This is a genomic window from Paenibacillus sp. YSY-4.3 (assembly GCF_054767475.1).
The window spans coordinates 216,487-242,153 of sequence record NZ_BAABMC010000005.1; the positions used below are offsets into that span (position 1 = coordinate 216,487).

The 25,667-nt window shown below is 53.0% G+C and carries 27 protein-coding genes; 19 read left to right on the plus strand and 8 right to left on the minus strand.

Annotated elements, in window-relative coordinates; translation table 11 throughout:
- Positions 1-26: 26 nt before the first annotated feature.
- The 4 genes from ACYUJT_RS17700 (at position 27) to ACYUJT_RS17715 (ending at position 2,398) form a co-directional block, all read left to right on the plus strand.
- Complete coding sequence (locus ACYUJT_RS17700) at positions 27-173, plus strand: hypothetical protein (RefSeq protein ID WP_460324588.1); 147 nt, start codon at positions 27-29, stop codon at positions 171-173.
- A gap of 80 nt (positions 174-253) precedes the next feature.
- Positions 254-592 carry a KGG domain-containing protein gene (locus ACYUJT_RS17705; RefSeq protein WP_460324590.1) on the plus strand — a complete coding sequence of 113 codons (339 nt, stop codon included), beginning with the start codon at positions 254-256 and terminating at the stop codon, positions 590-592.
- A 226-nt stretch (positions 593-818) separates the two neighbouring features.
- A complete protein-coding gene (gene thpR, locus ACYUJT_RS17710) occupies positions 819-1,388 on the plus strand; it encodes an RNA 2',3'-cyclic phosphodiesterase (protein ID WP_460324592.1) in 570 nt (189 codons plus the stop codon).
- A 161-nt stretch (positions 1,389-1,549) separates the two neighbouring features.
- Positions 1,550-2,398 (plus strand): cell wall hydrolase, encoded by an 849-nt coding sequence (locus ACYUJT_RS17715; RefSeq protein ID WP_460324594.1) that lies wholly within the window; start codon positions 1,550-1,552, stop codon positions 2,396-2,398.
- On the opposite strand, the gene ACYUJT_RS17720 is transcribed toward ACYUJT_RS17715, so the two are convergent.
- The gene (locus ACYUJT_RS17720; RefSeq protein WP_460324596.1) at positions 2,389-3,543 is read right to left on the minus strand and encodes an MGDG synthase family glycosyltransferase; all 1,155 of its coding nucleotides are present in this window, start codon (positions 3,541-3,543) and stop codon (positions 2,389-2,391) included. The genes ACYUJT_RS17715 and ACYUJT_RS17720 overlap by 10 nt on opposite strands.
- Positions 3,544-3,838: 295 nt before the next feature.
- Here ACYUJT_RS17720 and ACYUJT_RS17725 point away from each other — a divergent pair, with 295 nt between their 5' ends.
- Both ACYUJT_RS17725 and ACYUJT_RS17730 read left to right on the plus strand, forming a co-directional pair.
- Positions 3,839-4,414, plus strand: coding sequence for a TetR/AcrR family transcriptional regulator (locus ACYUJT_RS17725; RefSeq protein ID WP_460324598.1), 576 nt, complete (start codon positions 3,839-3,841; stop codon positions 4,412-4,414).
- 68 nt (positions 4,415-4,482) lie between these two features.
- On the plus strand, positions 4,483-6,660 hold the full coding sequence (locus ACYUJT_RS17730) for a YhgE/Pip family protein (RefSeq protein ID WP_460324600.1): 2,178 nt from the start codon (positions 4,483-4,485) through the stop codon (positions 6,658-6,660).
- Between the two features lie 67 nt (positions 6,661-6,727).
- Here the strand turns inward: ACYUJT_RS17730 and ACYUJT_RS17735 are convergent, their stop codons facing one another.
- Both ACYUJT_RS17735 and ACYUJT_RS17740 read right to left on the minus strand, forming a co-directional pair.
- Entirely contained in the window at positions 6,728-7,144 is a 417-nt protein-coding gene (locus ACYUJT_RS17735) for a bactofilin family protein (protein WP_460324602.1), read from the minus strand.
- A gap of 31 nt (positions 7,145-7,175) precedes the next feature.
- Complete coding sequence (locus ACYUJT_RS17740) at positions 7,176-8,153, minus strand: M23 family metallopeptidase (protein WP_460324604.1); 978 nt, start codon at positions 8,151-8,153, stop codon at positions 7,176-7,178.
- Positions 8,154-8,289: 136 nt separating this feature from the next.
- On the opposite strand from ACYUJT_RS17740, the gene cls reads away from it, so the two are divergent.
- A complete protein-coding gene (gene cls, locus ACYUJT_RS17745) occupies positions 8,290-9,720 on the plus strand; it encodes a cardiolipin synthase (RefSeq protein WP_460324606.1) in 1,431 nt (476 codons plus the stop codon).
- 26 nt (positions 9,721-9,746) lie between these two features.
- Here cls and ligD read toward each other — a convergent pair whose 3' ends face one another.
- On the minus strand, positions 9,747-10,631 hold the full coding sequence (gene ligD / locus ACYUJT_RS17750; RefSeq protein WP_460324818.1) for a non-homologous end-joining DNA ligase: 885 nt from the start codon (positions 10,629-10,631) through the stop codon (positions 9,747-9,749).
- A 100-nt stretch (positions 10,632-10,731) separates the two neighbouring features.
- On the opposite strand from ligD, the gene ACYUJT_RS17755 reads away from it, so the two are divergent.
- A complete protein-coding gene (locus tag ACYUJT_RS17755; RefSeq protein WP_460324608.1) occupies positions 10,732-10,857 on the plus strand; it encodes a hypothetical protein in 126 nt (41 codons plus the stop codon).
- Entirely contained in the window at positions 10,848-11,795 is a 948-nt protein-coding gene (locus ACYUJT_RS17760) for an ATP-dependent DNA ligase (protein ID WP_460324610.1), read from the plus strand. The genes ACYUJT_RS17755 and ACYUJT_RS17760 overlap by 10 nt, the downstream gene beginning before the upstream one ends.
- 3 nt (positions 11,796-11,798) lie before the next feature.
- Here the strand turns inward: ACYUJT_RS17760 and ku are convergent, their stop codons facing one another.
- Complete coding sequence (gene ku, locus ACYUJT_RS17765; RefSeq protein ID WP_460324612.1) at positions 11,799-12,722, minus strand: non-homologous end joining protein Ku; 924 nt, start codon at positions 12,720-12,722, stop codon at positions 11,799-11,801.
- 246 nt (positions 12,723-12,968) lie between these two features.
- Between ku and tsaE the strand changes: the two genes are divergently transcribed.
- Genes tsaE through tsaD form a run of 4 tightly spaced genes read left to right on the plus strand, consistent with a single transcriptional unit; the run spans position 12,969 to position 15,868 of the window.
- A complete protein-coding gene (tsaE, locus tag ACYUJT_RS17770; RefSeq protein ID WP_460324821.1) occupies positions 12,969-13,457 on the plus strand; it encodes a tRNA (adenosine(37)-N6)-threonylcarbamoyltransferase complex ATPase subunit type 1 TsaE in 489 nt (162 codons plus the stop codon).
- A complete protein-coding gene (tsaB, locus tag ACYUJT_RS17775; protein ID WP_460324614.1) occupies positions 13,454-14,278 on the plus strand; it encodes a tRNA (adenosine(37)-N6)-threonylcarbamoyltransferase complex dimerization subunit type 1 TsaB in 825 nt (274 codons plus the stop codon). The genes tsaE and tsaB overlap by 4 nt, the downstream gene beginning before the upstream one ends.
- Before the next feature lie 22 nt (positions 14,279-14,300).
- Entirely contained in the window at positions 14,301-14,825 is a 525-nt protein-coding gene (gene rimI / locus ACYUJT_RS17780) for a ribosomal protein S18-alanine N-acetyltransferase (protein ID WP_460324616.1), read from the plus strand.
- A complete protein-coding gene (tsaD, locus tag ACYUJT_RS17785) occupies positions 14,816-15,868 on the plus strand; it encodes a tRNA (adenosine(37)-N6)-threonylcarbamoyltransferase complex transferase subunit TsaD (RefSeq protein WP_460324618.1) in 1,053 nt (350 codons plus the stop codon). Before rimI ends, tsaD begins: the two co-directional genes overlap by 10 nt.
- Positions 15,869-16,002: 134 nt before the next feature.
- On the opposite strand, the gene ACYUJT_RS17790 is transcribed toward tsaD, so the two are convergent.
- Together ACYUJT_RS17790 and ACYUJT_RS17795 are read right to left on the minus strand one after the other, a co-directional pair.
- Entirely contained in the window at positions 16,003-16,437 is a 435-nt protein-coding gene (locus ACYUJT_RS17790) for a bactofilin family protein (protein ID WP_460324620.1), read from the minus strand.
- Positions 16,437-17,459 (minus strand): peptidoglycan DD-metalloendopeptidase family protein, encoded by a 1,023-nt coding sequence (locus tag ACYUJT_RS17795; RefSeq protein WP_460324622.1) that lies wholly within the window; start codon positions 17,457-17,459, stop codon positions 16,437-16,439. Before ACYUJT_RS17795 ends, ACYUJT_RS17790 begins: the two co-directional genes overlap by 1 nt.
- Before the next feature lie 290 nt (positions 17,460-17,749).
- Here ACYUJT_RS17795 and ACYUJT_RS17800 point away from each other — a divergent pair, with 290 nt between their 5' ends.
- The 3 genes from ACYUJT_RS17800 to ACYUJT_RS17810 all read left to right on the plus strand — a co-directional run bounded on the left by ACYUJT_RS17800 (position 17,750) and on the right by ACYUJT_RS17810 (position 19,933).
- On the plus strand, positions 17,750-18,601 hold the full coding sequence (locus tag ACYUJT_RS17800; protein WP_460324623.1) for a VanW family protein: 852 nt from the start codon (positions 17,750-17,752) through the stop codon (positions 18,599-18,601).
- Positions 18,602-18,670: 69 nt separating this feature from the next.
- Positions 18,671-19,087 (plus strand): DUF6157 family protein, encoded by a 417-nt coding sequence (locus ACYUJT_RS17805; protein ID WP_460324625.1) that lies wholly within the window; start codon positions 18,671-18,673, stop codon positions 19,085-19,087.
- A gap of 42 nt (positions 19,088-19,129) precedes the next feature.
- Positions 19,130-19,933: an AAC(3) family N-acetyltransferase gene (locus ACYUJT_RS17810; RefSeq protein ID WP_460324627.1), complete on the plus strand. Its 804-nt coding sequence runs from the start codon at positions 19,130-19,132 to the stop codon at positions 19,931-19,933.
- Between the two features lie 680 nt (positions 19,934-20,613).
- Here the strand turns inward: ACYUJT_RS17810 and ACYUJT_RS17815 are convergent.
- The gene (locus ACYUJT_RS17815) at positions 20,614-21,474 is read right to left on the minus strand and encodes an AraC family transcriptional regulator (protein WP_460324629.1); all 861 of its coding nucleotides are present in this window, start codon (positions 21,472-21,474) and stop codon (positions 20,614-20,616) included.
- 171 nt (positions 21,475-21,645) lie between these two features.
- On the opposite strand from ACYUJT_RS17815, the gene ACYUJT_RS17820 reads away from it, so the two are divergent.
- The 3 genes from ACYUJT_RS17820 to ACYUJT_RS17830 are packed head-to-tail and all read left to right on the plus strand — an operon-like array spanning position 21,646 to position 25,658.
- Entirely contained in the window at positions 21,646-23,442 is a 1,797-nt protein-coding gene (locus tag ACYUJT_RS17820) for an L-fucose isomerase (protein ID WP_460324631.1), read from the plus strand.
- A gap of 25 nt (positions 23,443-23,467) precedes the next feature.
- Positions 23,468-24,127 (plus strand): class II aldolase/adducin family protein, encoded by a 660-nt coding sequence (locus ACYUJT_RS17825; RefSeq protein ID WP_460324633.1) that lies wholly within the window; start codon positions 23,468-23,470, stop codon positions 24,125-24,127.
- A 16-nt stretch (positions 24,128-24,143) separates the two neighbouring features.
- Positions 24,144-25,658, plus strand: coding sequence for a rhamnulokinase (locus ACYUJT_RS17830; RefSeq protein ID WP_460324635.1), 1,515 nt, complete (start codon positions 24,144-24,146; stop codon positions 25,656-25,658).
- The last annotated feature ends 9 nt before the right edge of the window (positions 25,659-25,667 follow it).

Below are 25,667 nucleotides of genomic sequence, written 5' to 3' on the forward strand. Positions count from 1 at the left end.
CAGATAGATAAGGAGAGAACGCGAAAATGAAGCATAAATTGCAAACAAAAGAACTGGATCATAAATTGAAAAAAATTACGGTTACCGTAAATGGAGAATCGCTAGGCTACGATATTCTGCTTGATAATGTCACCTATGTTCCGGTTGCCAAATCGTATATCATTCGGCGCTGATGTTTTGATTTCCTTAGAGCGGGTAATACAATACCGTACCCGGCGCGGTACCTTACAAATACGATAAGGAGTGAACCAACATGGCTAACAACAATCGTGACGGTAAGATGAGCTTAGAGGAAGCAGGCCGCAAAGGCGGGGAGGCTACCGCCAGAAATCATGACAAAGAGTTCTATCAGGAAATCGGCAAGAAGGGTGGCGAAGCTACCGCTAAAAACCATGATAAGGATTTCTATCAGGAGATCGGCCGTAAAGGCGGCGAGGCTACAGCTAAAAATCATGACAGAGAATTCTATCAAGAGATCGGGCAAAAAGGCGGAGAAGCCCGCAGCGATTCCGATAACGATGATGGGAAGATGAGCCGTGAGGAAGCGGGACGTAAAGGCGGAGAAGCCCGCGCACGCCAGCGCAGGAAATAGTTTGGAAATCCGTCGTAACGATATACGATAATTATAGATCGATGATTGGCCCTATGGCCAAACAAAATGACCTCTGAACTGTTCAGAGGTCATCTTGTTGTTTGCTGACCGATGCTGCGACAATGGCGAAGCAATTATAATTCTGAAATGTTTGTTGAATAATAACGGCAAGTATGCAAATGAGACAACAACAAATATTAAGAATAATTTCACAAGGGGGCGGGCCATGTCCATGAAAGAGGAGAAATGGCGGATGTTTGTCGCTGTGGCGTTGCCGGAATCTGTTAAGAACCAGCTTCACGCCTGGTGTTTAGAACGTCAAAAAGACTGGAAATTCCGTAAATGGGTGCATCCGGCGGACTATCACATTACCTTGCAATTTTTGGGAGATACTCCGGCTACTCAAGTTCAGGCCATATTGGAAGGCTTACGGGAGGCTGCTTCTGAAGTCGCCCCTTTCCGACTAGAGGCGGTGGGCATTGGCGCCTTTGGCCGTCCTGAACAGCCCCGCGTACTGTGGAGCGGCATAGAAGGCGACATAGCGGCTCTCCGCGCTCTTCACAGCCGTGTCATCACGGCAAATGCCAAGCTGGGATACGTACCGGAGGAACGGCCATATGCCCCGCATATTACGTTGGCCCGCAAATTTTCAGAAAGCGAAAAGCTGCGGGAACCGCTGGGAAATAAAGGATTATCGTTTGGGGATTGGACAAATGACACCATTATGTTGTATCGTACTAGGGTAACCGTAAGTCCGATGTATGAGGTTGTAGGGATCGTCTCTTTACGGAAATGAATCCCCCGTTTCTCCGTTAGCTGCAGAACTTTAATAAGGAGAGCCTTCCCTTTCGGAAGGCTCTTTATGTCGAATATTAAAGAGACATTATTCAAAACCTCTTTTTTCGGTTACATAGTTGAAGGAGTCATTTCAGAGATACTGTAATTGTAGGAGGCCATATGTATATTTTCAGACAGAATCGTTACGTCGCGCTTTTGATTAGTGCTATTCTAGTATGTTCGGGGTCGATTTCATTATTATGGGGCCGCATGGATAATAGCCAAAACCGCGTTCGTCCGATTGAACTATCATCAAATAGTATTTCCGTAATCGTAAAGCAGCAGAATAGAAATCTTTCTGCCGCAAAATTTGACGCATCCCTGTCGCAGGAGAGGCGTATTTATCGACCCATCGTTCCGCTAATTTCCAGGCTGCCAATGAAGAAGCAAAGCGAGTCCAAGGCAAGCCAGCGTTATCAGCTTTTGTTCACACGCAATTTAATTGCAGCGGAGCAGGCTCTGGTGCAAGAGAAGGCGGCGAAGGCTGAGGCGGCTGCAAAAGCAGCAGCAATAGATATGTCTCATCCCCCCAACCAAATATACTTCACCCGGACAGAACTGCTTAGCCAGGCAGACAAGGATCAGGCAACCTGGCACTACGTTCTGACGGATGAAGAGCTGTATCTCCTTCACAAAATTGTGATGGCAGAAGCAGAGGGCGAACCGTACGAAGGCAAGGTGGCAGTTGCCAACGTTGTCTTGAACCGGCTCCGGTCCGCCAACTACCCCGACACGATTAAGAAAGTTATTTATCAAAAATCGCAATTTAGTCCTGTGCAAAACGGAAGAATGGATCGGGTTACTCCAAACGAGGATTCTATTCGTGCTGTAACGGAAGCTTTGCATGGGCGCAAGGAAGTGTCAGATGACACTTATTATTTCCTGTCGCTATCTTTAGCTACAGATTTTACAGTTGCGCACACGAAGAGTAAATCGAAGGAAATCGGAAATCATACTTTTTATAAATAAGCGTATTCCAGCTTGGCTTGAGTGGATTTTTCCAGCAACAGCTCGATTACGTTCTTCGCGCAGCAATCCGGCTCATAGGTTTGAGGGCGAAGCGGGCTTATTTTGTCATGAAGCAGGCTGCTAAGCGTGGGAGTGGTAATCGCAGAAAACCATTGATCGATAAGCTCTGGAGACGACATATCCATGCCGAATCCGTGACTGACAAAATATTCGCGGTTTTTCTCTTCCTGTCCGGGGATCGATTCAAAGAATAGCATGGGTATGCCCTTGGCCAGTCCCTCGGTGCACGTCATGCCGCCCGGCTTCGTAATCAGGATATCGGAGGCGTCCATCCATTTGCTGACTTCATGGGTGTGGCCGATAATGGTAATATTCTCATGGATCAGCGCTGGACAAGCACGCAGTTTCTCCGCAAGCTTGCCGTTGCTGCCGGTGCAGCAAATAATTTGTACCTTGTCGCGCCAGGCAACGAGCTTATCGATGAGCTCTTCCTTGAAGAGCAGCCCCCACCCGCCGCCCATGACGAGAACGGTAGGCATCTGCTTGATGCCGAGATCTCTTCTGGCGGACGTTTTGTCTTGGATGCTCCAAAAGTTGGGATGAACGGGAATTCCGGTGACCCGAATGGCGTCCGGGCTGACTCCACGCTGCTGGAGCAATGCTTTGACTTCCGGTGTGGAAACGAGATATTGATCTACCTCGGGACTGATCCATGCGCCGTGGGCGTCATAGTCTGTAATCAGGGTATACAGCGGTATGCGAAGGCCTGATGCGCGGAGCCTGGCGATGACGGCATTTGGAATCGGATGCGTGCAAATGATGACATCCGGCTGAAGCTGTCCAATCACCTCAGAGGCATGCTGATAGAACATTTTATGCAGGGCCAGTCGGGTTAACCGCCCGACTGGCTTTTCGTATTTTTTCCGGTAGAGCATCCCAACCAGTGCCGGACTCGTATTTACAGTAACCCGGTAAGCAGACAAGATCCACGGGGCGATAATCGGATTAAGGAACGAACCCAGCTCCATCACCTTCGTCATTGCGTCCGGCCATAGCTTCCTAATGCCGGCAGCCAGCGAATGAGCGGCTTGGGTATGACCGCTTCCGAACCCCTCCGATAGAATCAGCACTCGTTTTTTTGTCATGATATCACCTGCTTTAAGAATAGATCCGTCCCTAGCGGGGCGGTTATTTGCGTGTCTAAAAAAGCGCGTAATGTTAATACCTGGTTATAGTTTATAAGGTCGCGGCCGGAAACAAAAGAGTCCGCAGACTGGCCGATAGCTGGACTTAAGTCGGGGAACAATGATGGTGCAAAAAAAATGTTGCAAAGAAATAATCGAAGTGCTAAAGTGAAAAATGACCGATTGACCGAAATGGATTTTTGGTCAGTTCTTGATCGATGACCGTTAAAATATTTATTTGAAGGAGGTGATGACCATGACAATAGACCGCAGACAGCAGGTGATCGAGGCGGCGGAGAAATCCTTTGCCTTATTCGGTTATAAGGCGACGACGATGGATCAAGTGGCTAAGATTGCGAATGTGGCGAAAGGGACGATCTATACTTTTTTCACGAATAAGGAAGAGCTCTTCGATGAAATTCTCCGTTCCGTCATTATGGAAATGAAGCGGATCACCGAGACGGAGGTTAGTGAGGATAAATCCTTCTTCGAGAACGTGTACCACTCTATGGATCTGCTCCTGGAATTCAGGCGGGAGCATGAGCTGCTGATCAAGCTGTTCCAGGAGGTGCGTGATTTCGGCACGCCGCAGGCTCGCGAGGGCTTGCAGCGGATTGAGGATGAAATTCTTCGCTACCTGGAGAGTAAAGTGACGCGCGCTGCCCAGCGCGGGGAAATTCGGGCACTCGATCCGAAAGTCGTTTCCTTCGTGATGTTCAAGCTGTATATTGCGCTCACCTCGGAATGGAACAAGCGGGAGGAGCCGTTAAGCAAAGAGCAAATCAAGGAATTCGCCCGTATTTTCCTGGCAGGAGGCCTATCTCCGGAGTAAACGATAAAGCCTCGATAGACAGATAAATATAAAAAAATAGATAGAGACATCAAAGGAGAGAAGCTAAAGTGAAATCAATGTCGGTGTTTTTCAAGGATTTGGGAGCTTCTTTCAAGAAACCAAAAGTGATTATTCCTATATTTGTCGTCCTGTTCATCCCTGTACTCTACAGCGGAATGTTCCTTACGGCTTTCTGGGATCCTTACGGTAAAATGAACGAGCTGCCCGTTGCTGTAGTAAACGAGGATGCCGGGGCCGAATATGAAGGCAAGTCGCTGCAGGCCGGACAGGATTTGGTTGACGAGCTGAAGAAGAACGATGACTTCTCCTGGAGGTTCGTCACTCATGAGCAAGCGGATAAAGGGATGAAGAATAACGAATATTATATGAAGATCGTCATTCCTGAAGACTTTTCGTCTAAGGCGACGACCTTAATGGATGAGCAGCCGCAGCCTGCCAAGCTCGTGTTCGAGCCGAATGAGGGCTATAATTTCCTGGCTTCGCAAATCGGCGGCACCGCCGTGAAGGAAATCAAAACGAAGGTGTCGGCTAAAGTTACGGAAGCTTATACGGAAACCCTGTTTGACCAGGTTGAGAAAATTTCCGGCGGCTTAAGCGATGCCGGCTCCGGAGCAAGCACGATTAGCGATGGTGCCGTGCAGCTGGATGAAGGAGCCTTGAAGCTGAAAGAGAACTTGGCCAAACTGGTCGAGGGCACAAGCCAGCTGCAAAATGGCGTAACGCCTTTGGAGGAAGGCGCCGTCACGCTTAGTAAAGGCGCCAATGATCTTAAAGGCGGAGCCTCCAGCTTGGCCAGCGGCCTGAGTCAACTGTCCGCCGCGCAGAAACAGCTGGAGGACGGCGCGGTGAAGGCGCAGGAAGGCGGGGCGCAACTGCAAACGGGCTTGCAGGCCTCGCTGCAAGGAGCCGAGAAGCTGCAAGCAGGCTTGACAGCCGCCGAGCAGGGCAGCAAGCAGCTGCAAACGGGACTCGAAGCCTCACTGCAAGGCAGCGGCCAAGTGGCCGAAGGCGCCAAAGGCGTAGAGCAAGGCTTGGAGCAGCTCGCGAAGGCGAGTCCGGATTTGGCCGCCAATCCTGAGGTACAGAAGCTGATTGCGGCAAGCAAAGCGGTGGCCGAAGGCAGCCAGCAGGTAGCCGACGGCCAACAGGAGCTGCTGCAAGGAGCGCGTGAATTGCATGGCGCCCACGGCCAGCTGGTGCAAGGCAGCGAGCAGCTGGTGCAAGGTCAGCAGCAGCTTACACAAGGCGCTAGCCAACTGGCCGGCGGGCAAGAGCAGCTGACGAGCGGGCTGAAGCAATTCGGTGCGAAGCTGTCGGAGGCTGCGGCCGGCGGACAAAGCCTGGCGAGCGGCGCTGCGCAGCTTAGCGGCGGGGCCGAGAAGCTTCAGGGCGGCGTCGGCCAATTGTCCGGTGGCGTCAGCACGATCGCGAGCGGCTCCAGACAGTTGGATAATGGCGCCGGCGAGCTGAAGGACGGGATGGATAAACTCGCCTCCGGCTCCGAGGAATTGGCCAGTAAGCTGAACGAGGCCGCGGAGCAAACCTCCGGCGTGAAGAAGAGCGATCAGCTGGTCAATATGTACGCGAAGCCGATCGAAATCGAGGAGCATAAAATGAATGAGGTTCCGAACTACGGTACCGGCTTCTCGCCTTACTTCCTGTCGCTCGGCCTGTTCGTCGGAGCATTGATCTCTACGCTCGTCGTGCCGACCAGAGGTTCTTCAGTGTCGGAGGCGACCGGATGGAACCGATTCGTGAGCCGGGCTCTTGCCTTTACGGGTATGAGCTTGATCCAATCGATCCTGTCCGCTGCTCTTATGCTTTACGTACTCAAGCTTGAAGTGCAAAGTGTGCCAATGTTCTATCTCTTTACATTCGCCACCAGCCTGTGCTTCATGTTCATTATTCAGGCTCTAGTAACCTGGCTAGATAATCCGGGACGCTTCCTGGCTATTCTGATGCTGATCTTCCAACTGACGACCAGTGCAGGCACATTCCCGCTAGAACTGATTCCGGACTGGATGAAGGTCTTTAACCCGCTGCTGCCAATGACTTACAGCGTTAGCGGCTACAAGGCCGTTATTTCCAGCGGAGAGTTCGGGGTGGCTTGGCAAAATATCGGTGTACTGGCGGGCTTTGGTTTTGTGTTCCTGATCCTTACCCTGCTGTACTTCCTGCGGCGCGAGCAGCCGAGCACCACGAGCATGGCGACAGCCGAGGCTTAAGCTGATACAACAGCGCTAAGCGCAATTTAACTTATATCGGATGAAAAGACAGCCCAAAGCGGGGGATTCACCCTGCTTCGGGCTGTGCTGCTTTTTTGGACTTTTTGTTTGGGCGCGGAGCGGGAATGGTCACGGCAGCAGGCTGCTCCATTTGGCTCGAACCGTTCAACAGGCCGCCTTCCACAATAACGAGCTTGGCTACGTGTACATTGCCTTCCACCAGTCCGCTGCTCGTAATCGTCAGCCGCCCTTGCGAGGCGATATCTCCGACGACTTTGCCGGCTACGATAATGTCCGCGCCATTGATATTGGAATGCGCTTCCCCGGTTTCGCCGATGACAACCTGCCCTTGGCAGTGAATTTCCCCGCGGAACGAGCCTTCGATGCGGAGACCGGCCTCGCACTCCAGTTTGCCTTCGGCGACGCTGCCCTGACCGATCAAAGTGCCATGCCAACCGGATAATTTTTTATGATCCTTCAACATATTTTTATCCTCCGTTCATGAATGGGATGTATTATTGCAAATAAGACAGCGGGTTGACTTTCTTGTCCCCTTTAACGATTTCGAAGTGCAGATGGGCGCCCGTGCTTCGGCCTGAGTTGCCCAACTTGGCAATAGTCTGTCCTTTCTTGACCGTATCTCCCTCGGACACCTTAATCTCGTTAAGATGCATATACCAGCTTTGCAGTCCGTTCGGGTGTTGAATTATAATGTATTTGCCCCTTGAGCGGTTGCTTTCCGCTGCAACAACTTTGCCGGCCGCCGCGGCATAGACCGGGTCTCCGATCTTGCCGGCAATATCGATTCCGGCATGAAAGGCAGCCTTTCCCGTAAACGGATCGGTCCGGTATCCGAAGTTCGAAGTAAGGCGGGTAGACAATGTCGGCCACTCCGAAGGTGTTCCCGAAATGGAATACTGCGTTTGCTTGGCCTTTTGCAGCGTTGTAGGGACATTCTTCTCGATTTCATCCAGCATCGCGCTAATCTCCAGGAAGTCGTCGCTCGTCTCTTGAGCCAATTCTTCAATTTCCTGATCGTGTACGGCAATGTACTCGCCGCCTTTGCCCAAGGATTCGTCCCAGGACAAGGAGGAGAGCGAGGACAGCTTGCCGGCATCGCCCTTACTTCCATATTTATCTATAAAACTTTGCAGCTCGGCTTCCAGTTCGCTTACCCGTTCCATGCGGTCCATCAGCTCTTTGGATTGTCCGGATAAGGTAATGACTTGATTTTGCAGCCGCTCAATCGCTTCGTTCTTGTCGGTGACGACGGCTTCGAATTTGAGATTTTGCTGCCTCAGCGTATCTTCCAGGCGCGAAATGGTGTTCACCGACTGCATTTGCAGGCTGACAATCAGGCCGGAAATGGATAGCAGGGCGGCGATCGGCACAGCAATCACAAACGGTTTCGATACCTGGATTTGCTTGACAGGCTGATTCGCTTCCCGCAGAACAAGCAGCGTCATGCGATGGGGTAAACTAGCACTTCTCATGGCATCTCCTTCCCGTAAATTTGATAGCTTCTATTACTTTATCTATTCCCGCGTCTCTTAAAACATGTCAAAAAAGTCATCTTGTCTCATATAGTTCGTGTTTGTTGTCAATGCTGAGTGGAGGAAGGTGAAGTGAATGTGGTGGCTGGTGCTCGTACTGCTCGCGTTTATTTTTCAAATTGCTACGATTCTTATTCTGGAATTTCGCAACCCCAGCAAGGCTGTCGCCTGGATGGTTATTCTGTTTCTGTTCCCAGTCATCGGCTTCATCTTGTACTATTTCGTGGCTCAGGATTATAAGAAGCGGCGAAAACTGCGGCGCCGAGGGTCCAGGGTGTTTCAGGAGATTAGGGCCAAGCTATGGCAGCAAGCCGCCGTCATCGACAGCGTAGAGGAGATGAGCAATCCGGAATATCGCCATCAGGAAAGGCTATTCGGCTTGCTTACACATATTTCGGAAAGTCCTATTACGGGCTGCAACGAAACGAAGGTGTTGACGGATGGCGAGAAGACTTTCGGGGCGATGCTGGCAGCGATGGAGCAGGCGCAGGATCATATCCATATGGAGTCTTATATTTTTCGCGCGGATGGTATAGGACACTCGTTCAAGAGGACGATGCTCAGGAAGGCCGGGGAGGGCGTGAAGGTTAGGCTGATCTGTGACGGACTTGGCAGTTATCAATTAAACAACTCATTTGTTGAAGAGCTTCGGGACGGTGGAGTGGAAGTGTTTTTTTTCCTGCCGCCGTTGATTGCGACGCTTGATCGGAGGGTCAATTACCGGAATCATCGTAAAATACTTGTCGTCGACGGGACGATAGGCTTCGTCGGCGGGCTCAACGTTGGGGATGAATATTTGGGGCTGGACGGAAAGCTCGGCTATTGGCGCGATACGCATTTGCAAATCAGCGGGGACGCGGTGTATTTTTTGCAAAATGCCTTTCTGGCGGATTGGCGGCTGGCCTCGGGACAGCGGGTCAATCATCCTGAGCTGTATCCAGAACATCACTGCCGGAGCACTGAACAGGTGCAGGTGCTGACCAGCGGCCCTGACCAGCATTGGGATGCGATACAGGAAATGTGCTTCGGTGCGATTGCCGTTGCCAAACGCCGCATTTGGATTACTTCGCCTTATTTCATTCCCGACCCCAGCATCTATAATGCGATTAAGACCGCGGCCGTTAGCGGGGTTGAGGTGAACATTATTATTCCGTACGAATCGGACAGCCGAATCGTCAAGCTGGCATCGCTCTCTTATGTCGAGGAACTGCTTCAATCGGGAGTAAAGTTCTATCAATACGAGAAAGGGTTCATTCATGCGAAGGTGATGATCGTGGATGACCTGTTGGCTACGGTCGGAACGGCGAACATGGACATGCGCAGCTTCTTTTGCAATTTCGAAATGACGGCGATCCTGTTCGATAAGGCGCCGATATCCCGCTTAAGCGAGGATTTCCTCAAAGATCTTGGCGAGAGCAGGGAGATCACTTTGAAGACATTTGCCCGCCGCCCGAAGCTGCAAAAGGGGCTGGAGCTGCTGTGCAGGCTGCTCTCCCCGCTGCTCTGATCGGGGCCAGAGAGCGGGAGGCGCCATTACTTCAGATGCTGAAGGATCAGCTGAACGGATTGCGGCGAGACGTTTGCAAGCAAATCGCCTTTTTGCTTCAGGCGTTCCCCGATATTGTGCAGATTGAAGTCGGAGGGCAGCGGGTTGCTCCGCACTTCGTCCCAGGTTAACGGCGTCGATACGTTGCCCGCAGGGCGGGCCCGGGGAGTATACGGGGCGGCTAGCGTCTTTCCGCCATAATGCTGCAAATAGTCAAAGTAAATCTTGTCTCCGCGATCCTTCTTGAGCCGTTCGATGGTGAACAGTTCAGGGTATTTCTCCGTGGCATAGCGGGCAACAAACTGTCCGATCAGCCGCAGTTCGTCAAACGTTACGCCGTATTCGATCGGTACGATGATTTGCACGCCCGTCGCCCCGGAGGTCTTCGGCACGGACTGAAGCCCCAAAGAGGCCAGAATGTCTCCGACGTAGGCCGCAGCCTCCATAATGCGCGGCTCCTCCTCCCGCGAGGGATCCAAATCGATCATCCATTCGCACGGCAGCTGCTCGTGAACATAATGCAGCGACGGATGGAACTCGATGCACGCCAAATTGCCGAGCCACAACAGTACCGGCAGGCTATCCAGTACGACGTAGTCGACTCCCTCATGCATAGAAGTGCGGACGAATGACGGCAGCGGCTCAGGGGCATTTTTCTGGTAAAAAAATTTGCGCCCCACCCCGTCCGGATACCGGATCGTCGTAAGCAGGCGGTTTCGGCAGTAGCGGAGCAGATAGGGAGAGATTTCAGCGAGCTTTTCCAAATAGAGCTTCTTCGTGATTCCCGCCTCCGGCCACAGCAGCTTGTCGGGATTGGATATGGTGATTTCCTCGCCTTCTACGAGGATCGTACCTTTCATCGCTTTGGACATGGCCTTGCTCCTTGTCATGATAGAATTTCCTCATTTTCTATTAGGCTTACCCATTTTAAACGAACTTAACACCACTAGAAGCAGTCCCCTCTACATAAGAATGGAAGTAACCCGGCATGGGCAGACTTGGGAAAAGAAGCTTGAAAAGGTGGCACGCAGCCGTTGGGCTGGCATCGGCCAACGGATCGCAGGACAAGAGAAGGGGAGGAATGAAGGGTGGAATTGAAACCGGTAGTCCCTTTTGAACCGATACGTACGGAAATCCTTCCGGCAGGGCCGGAATGGATAGCGCAGGTTAAATGGGACGGGGTGCGGATGCTCACCTATTTTGATGGAGACGAGACGCGGCTGATTAACCGCAAAGGCAATGAGCGGAGCAAGCAGTATCCCGAATTTCTGGATGTTTCCGCCTATTGCCGAGCGGATTCGGTCATTCTCGACGGAGAGATGATCGCCCTTGCCGCGGACAAACCGTCCTTTCATGAGGTGATGAGGCGGGACAGCCTGCGGCGTGAGGCGGAAATCCGGTTTGCCGTCAAGCAGATCCCAGCCATTTATATGATATTTGATGTGCTGTATCATAACGGGAAGTGGGTGACCGGCCGTTCTTTGGCCGAGCGGCAGGAGCTGCTGCAAGAGATCATTGTTCCAAGCGGGACGATTCAGCTCGTTCCGAGCTACACCGATGGAGAGCGGCTGTTTGCCGTCATGAAGGAGCGGGGCTGGGAGGGAGTCGTCAGCAAACGGCTGGACAGCACTTATGCCTTGGGCGGCAAAGACGAACGCTGGAAAAAGCTGAAGCTCGGCTATGATTTATATGCGGCGATCGGCGGCGTGACCTATCGGGACGGCGTTATGAATGCCTTGCTGCTGGGTTTGTATGATGAAAACGGGCGATTCGTATATATCGGGCATACGGGCAGCGGCAAGCTGAATCAGCCGGCATGGCGCAGCCTGGCGGAGCAATTATCCGTCCTGACGGTGAGCGAGCGCCTCTTTCACAACATCCCGCAGCGGATTAAGGGAGCGGTCTGGATTCGGCCGGAGCTTACGGTGAAGGTACAGTTCATGGAGTGGACTCCCGGCGGAACGATGCGCCATCCGGTATTGCAGGGGATGGGCGATGTGCCGCCGGAGAGCTGCACGGTTACGCAGGGCATCTAGTAATCAGGAGATGGTTTTCTTTGCTTTGCTGGATGTTCTCTTCTTCGGCTTAGGCGCAAGCTCGCCGCTTAGCGGATCATCCGTACTGCCTGTCCCTGCAGCTGGTTTCTTGGCTGCCGTTTTGCGGGTACGCTTGGCCGGACCGGGATCGGTGACGACAGGCTTGACGGCTTCGATGCTGGCCTGCAATGCGGCCATAAGGTCGATGACATTGCTTTGCGGTTTGGCTGGTGCCAGGCTGATCTCTTCGCCGGCAATTTTCTGCTCGATGAGATGCAGTAGGGATTCACGGTAATCATCGGTATATTTCGCCGGCTCGAAAGGTGTGGACAGCTGTTCAATCAGCAGCTTGGCCATGGACAGTTCTTTATCGTTCACGTTGATGCTTTCCGGCAAATTGGGCACTTGCGAGATCGGCCGGATTTCGTCGGGGTAGAAGATTGTCTCCACGGCTAAGCAGCCCTCCATGACGCGAATAGCAGCGAGACTACTCTTGGAGCGGATGGCAATTTTGGCGATGCCGATTTTGCCAGAGTCGCGCATCGCTTCCAGCAGCAGTTGATAGGCGTTCGATCCTGCTTGATCCGGGGAGAGATAATAGGTTTTCTGGAAATAGATCGGGTCGATTTCGGTTAAATCCACGAAGTCCAGAATCGTGATCGTTTTTTCGGTTTGGGCCGACAACTGCTCAAGCTCCTCTTTTTCGAAGAGGACGTATTTGCCCTTCTCGTACTCGTAGCCCCGGGAAATCTCCTCCCAGGTCGTATCCTTGTCGCAGGTCGGACAACGTCTTACATAAGAGATCGGGCTGCCGCAGACGGTATGAATGTACTTCATGGAAATGTCTTTGTCTTCCGTTGCGGAGAACATTTTGACCGGGACATGCACGAGCCCGAAGCTGATCGCACCCTTCCAAACGGTATGCATTTTCAGTTTGCTCCCTTCCGTGTTCCATATTTATTATTTGGCTGCCTGGCGTATGATGATGACGAGTTTGATGCTAAAGATGCGTTGATACCAAGGAAACTGGCGAACTATCTCTATCATAGTATGGTCCATTTTGGTTTCTCATAACCGGGCGGCTGCGGCCTAAGTTGTTGCGGGTCTTGCGGCAGACCGATATAATGGGGACATACATTTTGCGCATGTAAAGGTGGTTGTATCTTCGTGGGATTGGATCAAGCTTCGGCCGAGTGGGTGTACGAGGCGAAAGATTTGGATGGAACTGGGCAGCTCGCAGCTTTCCTTGCCGCCCGGGCGACACCGGGAACGGTCATTGCCCTGGACGGTGATTTGGGCGCGGGGAAAACGGCTTTCTCCCAGCTGTTCGCGAAACATTTGGAAGTTCGGGACACGGTGAACAGTCCGACTTTTACATTAATTAAGGAATATGAGGGCAGATTGCCTTTTTACCATATGGATGTGTACCGGCTGTCGCTGGAGGAAGCGGAGGAGCTGGGGCTGGACGAATACTTCTACGGCAACGGTGTGACGTTAGTGGAGTGGGCCAGCATTATCGATGAAATTATGCCGGAACGGCTGCTGCACATATATATAGAAGCCGGGGCGGGCTCGGAGCGTAAAATGCATTTGACGGCTCGGGGAGAACCCTATGAGCAATGGATCACGACCTTGAGACAGAATGGAGCTGCACCTAAATGAAGCATAAGATAGAGCCGCGCCAGCGGTTATTGGCGTTGGATACGTCTACGTCGACGCTGGCTGTCGCCGTGATGGAAGGCGGCAAGCTGCTGGCCGAGCGGAATATTAAGGCGGAGCGGAACCATTCCGCCTATTTAATTACGGCGATTGAGGAAGCAATTGCTGCTGCAGGAGTAGGCAAACAACAGTTGAACGGTATTGCCGTCGGCGTCGGCCCGGGCTCCTATACCGGAGTTCGCATCGCCGTAACGACAGCCAAGACGCTGGCTTGGTCACTGGGGTTACCGTTGTCCGCCGTATCCAGCCTGGCGGCGATTGCGTTTGGCGCATTTGCTGGGGGAACAGGCCAGGTTCCGGAGCAATTTGCCGAAGCGAATACGACGACAGGTGAAGATGCGTCTGAGGCAGATTACTCCGCCCAGCATTGGATCGTGCCGCTGGTCGACGCCCGGCGCGGGCAGGCATATACTGCGCTGTTTAGCGCAGCAATAGGGCAAATTCCGCGCCGCTTGGAGGCGGATGCGATCCGGCTCGTGGCCGATTGGCGGAATGAGCTTGTCGAGCGGCTGCAGGGGCTGCCTTCTGCTCAAAGACCGGCAGGCGTATGGTTTGTCGGAGACGCGGCGCTCCACGCGGCGGCGATCGAGGAGTTGAGGCCTTTACTGGGAGATACGCTGCATTTAGTCGGCTACGAATTGGAAGGAGCATGGCTCGGACTCATCGGCTCGGAGCAGTTCCTGCAAGGAGCCCATGATGACGTGCATGCGCTGGAGCCGAATTATACCCAGTTGGCGGAAGCCGAAGCGAAGAAGCTTCGTTAGCATTCAGGAGGGGGGCACGGACATGGAGTCAGCAAAGTCGGTACAAATGGCCAAGGTGACTTTCCGTCAGATGACGCTTGAGGATATTCCCGATATTATGGTCATCGAGCATGAATCCTTCACCTTGCCCTGGAGCGAGGAAGCGTTCCGCAGTGAAATGACACTCAACCATTTCGCGAAGTATATAGTGATGGAATACGAGGGGAGCCCGATTGGGTATGCAGGGATGTGGACGGTTCTGGACGAGGCGCATATTACCAATATCGCCGTCAGAACGGCATACCGCGGTCATCATTTGGGCGAACTGCTGTTCCGCAGGATGATAGATTGGGCGGGCGAGCTAGGCATGCGCCGGATGACGCTGGAGGTGCGCGTTACGAACCATTCCGCTCAGTCTTTATATAGGAAGCTTGGATTTCATTCTGTCGGCACCCGCAAGGGGTATTATTCCGACAATCAGGAGGATGCGCTCATTATGTGGTGCGAGCTGCCCGAGCGGGAGCCGCAGGCAGGCGAAGAGGAAGGAAGCGAAGAAGATTGGATTTGAACCAAGATTGTTATATATTGGCAGTCGAGACAAGCTGTGACGAGACTTCTGTGGCCGTCGTTAAAAATGGGACCGAGGTGCTCTCGAATTTAATCGCGAGCCAAATCGAGACGCATCAGGCATTCGGCGGAGTCGTGCCGGAAGTAGCGTCCCGGAAGCATGTGGAGAGCATCACGCTCATGCTGGAGGGAGCTGTCAGGGAAGCGGGCATTCCCCTTCAGGACTTATCGGCCGTGGCCGTAACGGAAGGCCCCGGACTTGTTGGTGCCTTGCTGGTGGGGATTATGGCCGCGAAGAGCCTGGCCTTTGCTGCCGATAAGCCGCTAATCGGCACGCACCACATTGCCGGGCATATTTACGCAAACCGGCTCGTGCAGGAAATTCATTACCCTTCGATCGCGCTTGTCGTGTCTGGCGGGCATACCGAATTAGTGTTGATGGAGCGGGAAGGCAGCTTCAAGCTCATCGGCCGTACGCGAGACGATGCCGTCGGGGAGGCTTATGACAAGGTAGCGAGAGCGCTTGGCTTTCCTTACCCGGGCGGACCGCATGTCGACAAGCTGGCGCTTGAGTCGGAGACCGTCGAGGTTCTGCCACGGGCCTGGCTGGAGCCGGATTCCTACGATTTCAGCTTCAGCGGGCTGAAATCGGCCGTGCTGAATGCGGTTAATCAGCATAAAATGCGCGGGGAGGAAGGATATGGGCCGGCTATTGCCCGCGGCTTCCAAGAGTCCGTCGTCGAAGTGCTGGTAGAGAAAGCGATCCGTGCGGTACGAGCGACTGGGGCGGTGCAGTTATTGCTTTGCGGCGGGGTAGCCGCAAACCGGGGACTGCGGACGGCACTGACCGAGCGGTGCGAGAAAGAGCGGATCGAGCTTGTCATTCCGCCGCTGAAATATTGCACGGACAACGCTGCTATGATCGGGGCCGCTGCCTATTTGAAATGGAAGAGCGGCGAGTTCTCTGGCTGGGAGCTTAAGGGTGAGCCGTCACTCTCTTTGGAGAATTGGTCTGTAGGCACCAGCAACAAGGGTAGTGCTTAGCTTAATGAAGGAAAGCATCTCAAATTCCACGGCAGTTGGAGTTTGGGATCTTTTTTTATACGAATACAAATGAAGAATACAAAAGGGCTGTCCACTTTGAATGGAACACCCCTTTTTTTGCGGTCAAACGAATATTAAGCTTTCTTCTCTGATTTCTTCTCCGAAGCAGCAGCGGCTTCCTTATTGGCGCTTGGTGCCGGTGCGGTATCTGGCTGGCTGCTCATGCGGCTGCTGCCTTCAAAAATGCTGCCTTCCTCAATAGACAGGCTGGCGACCGTAATGTTGCCGTACAGTTTGCCCGTCGATGTAATGGAAAGTTTGCTCTTCGTTTGAACGTCCCCGGTCACAGTACCAGCAATGATGACGTTGCGCGCGGCAATATTGGACTTCACTTGCCCTTTCTCTCCGATCGTCACATCGCCTTTGCACTCAATATCGCCTGTTACTTGCCCTTCGATCCGGATGCTTGCATCCGATTTAATATTGCCTTCAAAGCTGCTGCCCTCACCTACCAGCGTATCGGTCGTATCAGGATCCAGCTTCACGGGAACGGCCTTGCTCTTGAACATTATTCATCCTCATCCTTTTCCGGTTTGATTAAATATATTTCAGGGTCGACCATTGCGCCGTTCTTCACCACTTCAAAATGCAGATGAGGCCCTGTGCTGCGTCCGGTCGAACCAAGCGTGCCTATGACATCGCCTTGCTTCACTTTTTCGCCTTTTACTGTTGAAATTTCGTTTAAATGCAAGTAATTCGTCGATAAGCCTGAGGGGTGGCTAATGGTGACGTAATTGCCGCGGGATGAGCTGTATCCGGCATCGGTAACAGTCCCGTCAGCTGCGGCGTATATCAAATCGCCGATATTTCCCTTGATGTCCAGGCCGTTATGCAGCGTCAGCTTGCCGTTAAACGGATCGAGCCGCTTGCCGAACGGCGAGGAGGTTTTCAAGGAATCCGCTGGCCAGTACGTCGGCAATATGCGCATCATTTCCTTGTACTCTGTTACGGCTTTTTTGGTTTGTTCCAGCCTTGCCTGCAGAGAAGGCATTTCTTCTAAAGAGGCGGATATACTCTCTCTTGTCTCTTCAATAAGGGAGTCGATATCCTCTTCGCTCAGAGGGATGAGCTCCCCGCCCATTCCTTCCGTACTCCACCCGGCGTCGGAATTTTGCCATGACGAAGACGAAGCGGACTGGATTCCGCTCCCTGTGCGTTCTCCGTTCGTAATGGACTTCAGCTCTGCTTCCAACTGCTCGAGCTCCGTCATTTTCGTTTCCAGTGTTTTGGATTTCTCAGAGAGTTCCACCAGTTGAAGCAGCAAGCGGTCGATTTCCTGTTCCTTATCGCTGACGGTCGCTTGAAGCTGCTCCGAGGACGCCGTAAGCTTGGTTTCCAAAGCCGCGATCTTAAAGGCGTGGCTCCGGTTTAGTGTGAACAGGGCGAGCGCAGTAACGAGCAGAACGACGGCGGCAATTAAGCCGGCAAGCAAATATGTGGAAGTCATTTTCAGACGAAAAACCGGCTGTGAGCCTTCGGGAACAACGAGAACGGTATAACGCTGGTTCTTGCGTTTAAATCCGAGTTTCATAGCTTCCTCCTGAATCATATACAGAATGTTTCATATAAAATGAATATACAAGCTTAAAAGAACGAGAGATGATCGTCTTCGTTCGCCAACAGGTACTATTCGGCAAATCATTCCAATATTCCTGTCGCTGGGGAAAATTTTATCGGATTTTTTTGCGAAACTGTGAAAATTGTCGAAAGTGTTGCGAGTGAACCTGGAAAATGAGCAGGTTTGCAACTTTTTAGGTGAAAGGACTGTTTAATAGAGTAGATTACGGTGGAATACATACAGAGACAGGGAGGGAAGGCAGAGTGAGTGAAGCGTTGAAGCCTGTAACGCGATCTAAACTGCGGGTCTGGCTTGGCACACGATACTATCGTTTTAAGCGGTATATGGAATGGTATTTGGGCGAAGACAAAATAGCCGGCTCCCGCAGCTGTAATTTGCTGCCGCATGTCATTTCCGAGCATCGAAGCCCCTTGCTAAGACAGCTGAAGGATGTCGATATGTGGCTGCAGCACAATAAAATCACGAATCTTAAATTGGCGGTATCCCGGATTGACGGTTTGATTTTGCAGCCTGGGGAGACGTTCTCTTTTTGGAGGGGGGTAGGCAAACCTTCCCGGCGAAAAGGCTATGTTGACGGCATGGTCCTCCATTATGGTAAATTTAAGCATGGGGTGGGCGGAGGGCTGTGCCAGCTTACGAATTTGCTGTACTGGATGGCGCTTCATTCCCCTCTCGAAATACGGGAGCGGCATCGCCACAGCTATGATGTATTCCCGGATTCCGGCCGCACCCAGCCGTTTGGCAGCGGGGCGACATGCTCGTACAATTATTTGGACTTGAAGCTTTACAATCCGGGTGATGAGCCCGTGCAATTGCATGTATTTTTGAATGATGAGAATCTCGTAGGAGAGCTTCGCGCAGCAAGTCCTTCCTTGTACCGATACGAGGTCTATGAGCGGGAGCATCGGATTACGCGTGAATACTGGGGTGGCCATATTAGGCATAATTTGATCTATCGCCGTGTCTACAACTTGGACGCCGAACTGATCGAAGATTGTTATATTACCGAGAACCATGCGCTGATGATGTATGAGCCGCTGCTTGAAGCCGGGGATGCCTCCCAATGCAAAGAGGATGACGGCCTGAAGTGCTAATTCGCTATTGGAAGATGCTACTCTATACTATTTGATGCTGAAGCGTCAAAAAAGGAGCGGTTGAAAACGATGAGCTACAAAAGTACCTTCATCAAAGTATCGCCGGATTGTCCCGTGACTAGCAGTGTCGTTCCGCAGCATAAAACGAGCAATAAGCCGATTCACGTTATCCAGTATGAGCTCTTGAGCCGTCATCCTTACCGGTATACGCATGAACAGCTGTTGTTTGAGGTTCATATTAGGCATAAAAACATCCCAGCCGATGAGCTGGAAATGAACCGCCAGCAAATTTGGGATGCGCTGTTCAGCAAATCGCATGCCTGTCTGCGGGCTTCCCAGCTTTCGAAAAAATACGGCTTTGGCGTTCATTACGATGCGGAGGGCCGAATTGCCGTCTATGGTATGGAGACGCCCGAATACGAACATTTCGTACAATCGGGCGATGAGATTACGCTGCTGAACGGGATGCGGAGCCGGCGTGAATAGGCAGCGGAGATAAGCTATTGAATTGGAAAAGGTGACCACACGATGGAAGAAATCAAAGGAACATTAATTACAGTTGATACGCTGCTGCAGGATTTAAAACAGCTTGGCGTGCAGGAGGGGATGACGCTGATCGTCCATTCGTCGTTCAAATCTCTTGGACAATGGGTGCTCGGGGGACCGGTATCCGTCATTCTCGCTCTGGAGAAGGCGGTTGGGACGGATGGCACGTTGGTTATGCCGACGCATACTCCGGATTTAAGCGATCCGTCAGGCTGGGAGAATCCGCCGGTCTCGGAATCTTGGTGGGAGGCGATTCGGGCAGAAATGCCTCCTTTTGACAAGGACATGACACCATGCGAATGGATGGGCGTAATCCCGGATACCTTTCGCAAGCAAAAGGGCGTCATGCGCAGCAGCCATCCTCAAGTTTCTTTTGCGGCCTGGGGAGCAAATGCTGGCGATATTGTGACGGGGCATGATCTCGACAATGGACTTGGCGAGCAATCACCGCTAGCCAGGATATATGATCGCCATGGCTGGGTACTGCTGCTAGGTGTCGGACATGGAAGCAACACATCTCTTCATCTCTCGGAGCATCGGGCGAGTTATTCCGGCAAGAAGACAGTGGAATGCAACGCTCCGGTAATGAAGGAAGGCGTAAGACAATGGATCAGCTACATGGATCTGGATTACGAATCGGCCGACTTTGATCGGTTGGGTGTAGATTTCGAGCGCTCGGGCGGGCGAGTCATCCGTGGGCAAATCGCTGGCGCTAGCGTGATGCTAATGCCGCAGAGAGAGCTTGTGGACTACGGGGTTCAGTGGCTGGAGCAGCATCGCTGCTAGCGGGAAGGCAAGCTTGCTGCGAGCTGCAGGCTGCAGGGAGTTCGTGGAGTAATGGTAATGGTGGAGCTAGTTCCTATGGGGCGGAAGCGCGTGGCCGATGTTTGCTGAGGCGGCGATTTTAGGCTGATGAGCAGGGCACACATGCTTGGAGGGCCTGTCGCGGGCCGTTGAGCAATGTGCGGCATGGCACCAATCAGTGCGCATTCTGTGCTAGCAGCGGGTAGCTAATGGACACTGGTTCCGCTATTTCGATGAAATTGCTCTAAATAAAGAATTAACGGACACAGAGGACCTTATCTGCTTATAAACAATCAAAATATAGCCGATTATTGCCTAATAACGTCCCCTGTGTCCGTAACAATCGGAAAGTCGCCGGAATTATCGAAATAGCGCCTTCTGTGTCCGTTAGAAATTTGCTGGATCATTGCCCAACCCAACGCACTAGCCGCCACCCCCAGCACCACACTATTCACGCACGACGTACCCGAATCTATCTACCGCATTTAAAGCAACCTAATTACTTAACGCACTAGCCATACACTCAGCACTACACCGCTCACGCACCACGTACCCGAATCTACCGTATTTAAAGCAACCTAATTACTCAACGCACTAGCCGCCACATTCTGAACCAAACCACTCACGCACCACGTTATCCGAGCCATCCGCACTTAAAGTGACTACCGCTTCGAACGCTGCGCTTCACGGTAACCGCTTGGGGTCTGACCGGTGACTTTTTTGAAGAGCATGGAGAAATATTTATCGTTATTGTAGCCGACGGCGGCGGCTACTTCATGGACGGGGGCCTCGCTCTCAGCGAGCAGGCGCTTGGCTTCTTCGATCCGGCGGGTAATGAGGTAGTTCACCGGGGAGTCGCCCAAGTCTTTTTTGAACAAACGGGACAAGTAATGCTGACTGACATAGAGGGTATCGGCGATCTCTTTCAGCGTGATGCTCTGCGTAAAATTATTATCGATGAACTCCTTCGTGCGCATCGTCAGCTCGCTTTTACCCTTAAGCGATTGGAACTGGTGATCCGCATCAACGATCCGGTATATGAGTGTGATCAGAGACATCAGCAGATTGCTGCTCAGCGTCTCATAGCCCAAGGCTTGGGAATCGCATTCCCGGAGCATTTCCGATAAGTAGGCTTCAACTCGGCTGGCATACTGTCCGCAGGAAATGACAGGATCGACATACGGAGGCAGCAGCAAGCCGCCCAGCACGCCATCGATATGCAAATTGTCCAATCCGCAATAAACTACCTTGAACGTTTCGCCATTTTGGCTCGTAGAGCGTTCCTCATGCAGTACGCCGGGATTGTAGATGGCCACGTCCCCCTGCTGCAGGGCGTAGCTCTTGCCGCCGATTTTAAACTCTCCCGAACCTTCGACGATATAAATGATTTCGCAGAAATCGTGAATTTGCATCGGCGCGTAGAAGGCGGTCTCGTCCACGACTTGTCCGGCGTAAAGGAGCTCGGGAATTTTTTTGAAACGGAATCGGTCGCTCTTGTTGTAAGGGATTTCAATTTTCGGCATTTGCAGTCCCTCCCAAACCGAACTTTACCTTTAATTATATAACCAGGGTGCGAGGAGGTACACATTATTGACCGGTATGGCCGGTAAAAGAACAAAATAGTAGGTTATCTTCACCTGCGCCCCTCATTAGAATAAGGGTATGCTCAAATTTTAACCATTGGAGGGAGAACGATGACATCATTTGAAAGCGATTACAGATGGCGGGATGGCTTCCCGGCTATTGGGATTCGTCCGACGATCGACGGAAGAAGAAGAGGAGTTCGCGAGTCGCTGGAGGAGCAGACGATGAATCTGGCCGAAGCGGTAGCGGCCCTGCTGTCGGAGCAGCTGCGGTACCCGAACGGCGATCCGGTGAAATGCGTCATTGCTGATACCTGTATTGGGGGAGTGGCCGAGGCGGCTGCGGCTGCAAAAAAGTTCAAAAACGCCGAGGTCGGGTTGACGATTACGGTTACCCCTTGCTGGTGTTATGGAACGGAGACGATGGATACTGACCCGACACTGCCTAAGGCGGTATGGGGTTTTAATGGAACGGGCCGTCCCGGAGCGGTGTACTTGGCTGCGGTCCTGTCTGCGCATGCCCAAAAGGGGCTTCCGGCCTTCGGCATTTACGGGGAGGATGTCCAGGACGAAGGAGACGGAACCATTCCGGCGGATGTGCAGGAGAAACTGCTGCGCTTCGCAAGGGCGGGGCTCACGGTTGCGATGATGAAAGATAGGGCGTATTTATCGATGGGCTCGGTATCCATGGGCATTGCGGGCTCCATGGTGGATGACCGCTTCTTCCAGGAATACCTGGGCATGCGCAATGAATATATCGATATGAGCGAGTTCACGCGGCGGATGAATGAAGGGATCTTCGATCCTGAGGAATATGACCAAGCGCTAGCCTGGACGAAGAAGCATTGCAAGGAGGGAGCGGACAATAATCCGGAGCATCTGCAATCGCCCCGCGAGCGCAAGGATCAGGAATGGGAGACGGTAGTCAAAATGACGCTCATTGCCCGCGACCTGATGATCGGCAATCCGCGGCTGGCCGAGCTGGGCTTCGAAGAAGAGGCTCAGGGGCACCATGCGATTGCTTCCGGATTCCAGGGGCAGCGGCAGTGGACGGACCATTGTCCGAACGGCGACTTCATGGAGACGCTGCTCAATTCCTCGTTCGATTGGAATGGCAGACGCTCCCCTTATATCGTCGCTACCGAGAACGACAGCTTGAACGGAGCCGGCATGCTGTTCGGATATTTGCTAACGAATACGGCTCAGATTTTTGCTGATGTCAGAACATATTGGAGCCCGGCTTCGGTGGAGCGGGTTACGGGCTACAAGCTTGAGGGCCGCGCAGAGAACGGCATTCTTCATTTGATCAATTCGGGCTCGGCCGCCTTGGACGGAACGGGGGAACAGATGAAGGAAGGGCGGCCTGTCATCAAGCCGTACTGGGAAATCAGCGATGAAGAAGTGGAGAAAATGCTTGCAGCGACCGAGTGGCGCCCGGCATCGCTGGAATACTTCCGGGGAGGCGGCTTCTCTACCGACTATTTGACGCGCGGCGGCATGCCGATGACGATGGCCCGGATCAATCTCGTCAAAGGGCAGGGGCCGGTGCTGCAAATTGCCGAGGGGTATTCCGTCGATCTACCGCAGCATGTGCATGACACGCTCGATAACCGGACGGACCCAACTTGGCCGACGACCTGGTTTGCGCCGAATTTGACGGGGAGCGGCGCTTTTACGACCGTATATAGCGTGATGGACCATTGGGGGGCCAATCACGGGGTAATCAGCTACGGCCATATCGGTGCCGATTTGATTACACTCGCCTCGATCCTGCGGATTCCGGTGAGCATGCACAATGTCCCGGCAGAGCAAATATTCCGCCCGCGGGCGTGGGGGCTGTTCGGCACAGAGAGCGCCGAGAACGCCGATTACCGGGCTTGCGCGAATTTCGGGCCGCTGTATAAATAGTAATTTACCGGAAAGGAGAAGCAGCATGCGAAATATGGATACGCGAAACGAGCTGTGCAAATACGCGCGCAAAATCGTAGATCACGGGCTCGTCGTCGGACCCGGTGGCAATATTAGCGCGCGGGCAGGAGACAAAATGTACTTGTCTCCCAGCGGCTTTGCCTTGGAGGAAATCGAGCCGGAGCAGTGGATCGAGGTTGATATTTCCTCGGGGGAAATAACCGATATCGGCCTGCGCCCGTCCTCGGAAGTGCTGATGCATCTGTACGGTTACCGGCAAAAGCCTGATATGGGGGCGATGGTTCATACCCATCCCTCCTACTGCATCGCTTTTACCTTGATCGAACGGGAGCTCCCGATCATGTTCCCCGATCAAGCGGCACTGGTCGGCAGCACGGTGTATATTCCTTATCTAATCCCGACGACGGAAGTGCTTGCGGAAGCTGTGGCCGCCAAGGTGAACGAAGCCAGTTCGATCCTTCTGGGCAACCACGGGCTGGTCACGACTGGGCGCAATTTGCGCGAGGCTTACTACCGCACTCAAGTGGTGGAGGAAAGCGCAAAAATTTATTTGAGCGCAAAAGCCGCAGGCAGCCCGGTTCCGCTTACCCTTCAGGAAGTTGCGGATATCGCCGCGCTGGAAAGCGAGGACTACCGGATTCAGCTGCTGCAAAAAATGAAGTGAGCGGGTGGTGATCAAGATGAACATATCCCCTTGCGTTCTAGCCTTTGATCTAGGGGCCGGCAGCGGCAGGGCCCTCATCGGCGAGCTTGTCAGGGATGAAAGCGATCAGCCTGACCACCCCGGTAGGCTGCAAATTACAGAAATCCATCGTTTTGCCAACATGCCCATACAGATCGGCGAGCACTTGCATTGGAATATCGCGATGCTGCTGCAGGAGATCAAGCACGCTATTCGCCAAGCGTACCAGGCAGGATATAAGCCGGTGAGCTGCGGAATCGATACGTGGGGCGTCGATTTCGGACTGCTTGACCGGAATGGCGAGCTGCTGGGCATCCCTTATCATTACCGGGATCGCCAGACCGAAGGGCTGGTGGAGGAAGTGTCGGCGCTTATCGGGGAGGAGCGGCTGTTTCGGGAGAGCGGGTTGCAGTTCATGCCCTTTAATACGTTATATCAGCTATATGCGATGAAAAAAGCAAACTCTCCCAAGCTGGAGATGGCGGACACGCTGCTGCTGACCCCGGATTTGCTTAACTATTTTTTGACGGGGCGCAAAGCTTGCGAATTCACCATGGCTACAACTACGCAGCTGTACGATCCGGCAAAGGGAGCGTGGAATGCGCCTTTGCTGGAGCAGCTTGGCCTGCCCGCGGATATCTTCCCGGAGCCGGTCTACCCGGGAACAGTTATTGGAGAGCTGACTGAAGCACTATGCGCTGAACTGGACGTGCCTCCGCTCAAAGTCGTGGCCGTGGCATCGCATGATACGGAATCGGCGGCCGCCGCCGTGCCTTCCGTATCGCCGCACTTTGCCTATCTGGTCAGCGGTACGTGGTCGCTGCTCGGCACTCCGCTGGAAAGGCCGCTGTTGGACCCTGCGGTGCTAGAGCTGCAATTTTCAAATGAGGGCGGAGTCGGCGGCAGCTATCATTTATTAAAAAATATTATGGGATTATGGATCCTTCAGGAGTGCAAGCGCAAATGGGAGCAGTCGGGGACCTCCTATTCCTACCCCGAACTCGCTTTGCTGGCGGAGGCGGCACCTCCATTGCGCAGCTTCATCGACCCGGACGATCTCCGCTTCATGAATCCGGCAGATATGCCTAAGGAAATTCTCGGCTACTGCAGGGAGACCGGGCAGGCCGAGCCCAGCAGCATCAGCGCGATCATTCGCTGTATTATGGAAAGTCTCGCGCTGCGTTACCGCCAAGTGCTGGAGCAGGCTGAGCAGCTGACCGGGGCGCGGTTCGAGGGGCTGCATATGGTAGGGGGCGGCATCCAAAATGCGCTGCTGTGCCAGTTTACGGCCAATGCTCTTCAGCGTCCGGTATGGACCGGGCCGGTTGAAGCCAGCGCGATCGGGAACATGCTCGTACAGCTGCTGGCCGGCGGCCTCATACGGAGTATGGAGGAGGGGCTTGAAGCGGTGAAGGCTTCATTCCCGCTGCGGGTCTACGAATCCGAAGACGGAATTGAATGGGAAGATGCTTACGAGACATATTGCGGGCTAGCTGCCCGTCAAGTACGCTAATTATGGAAT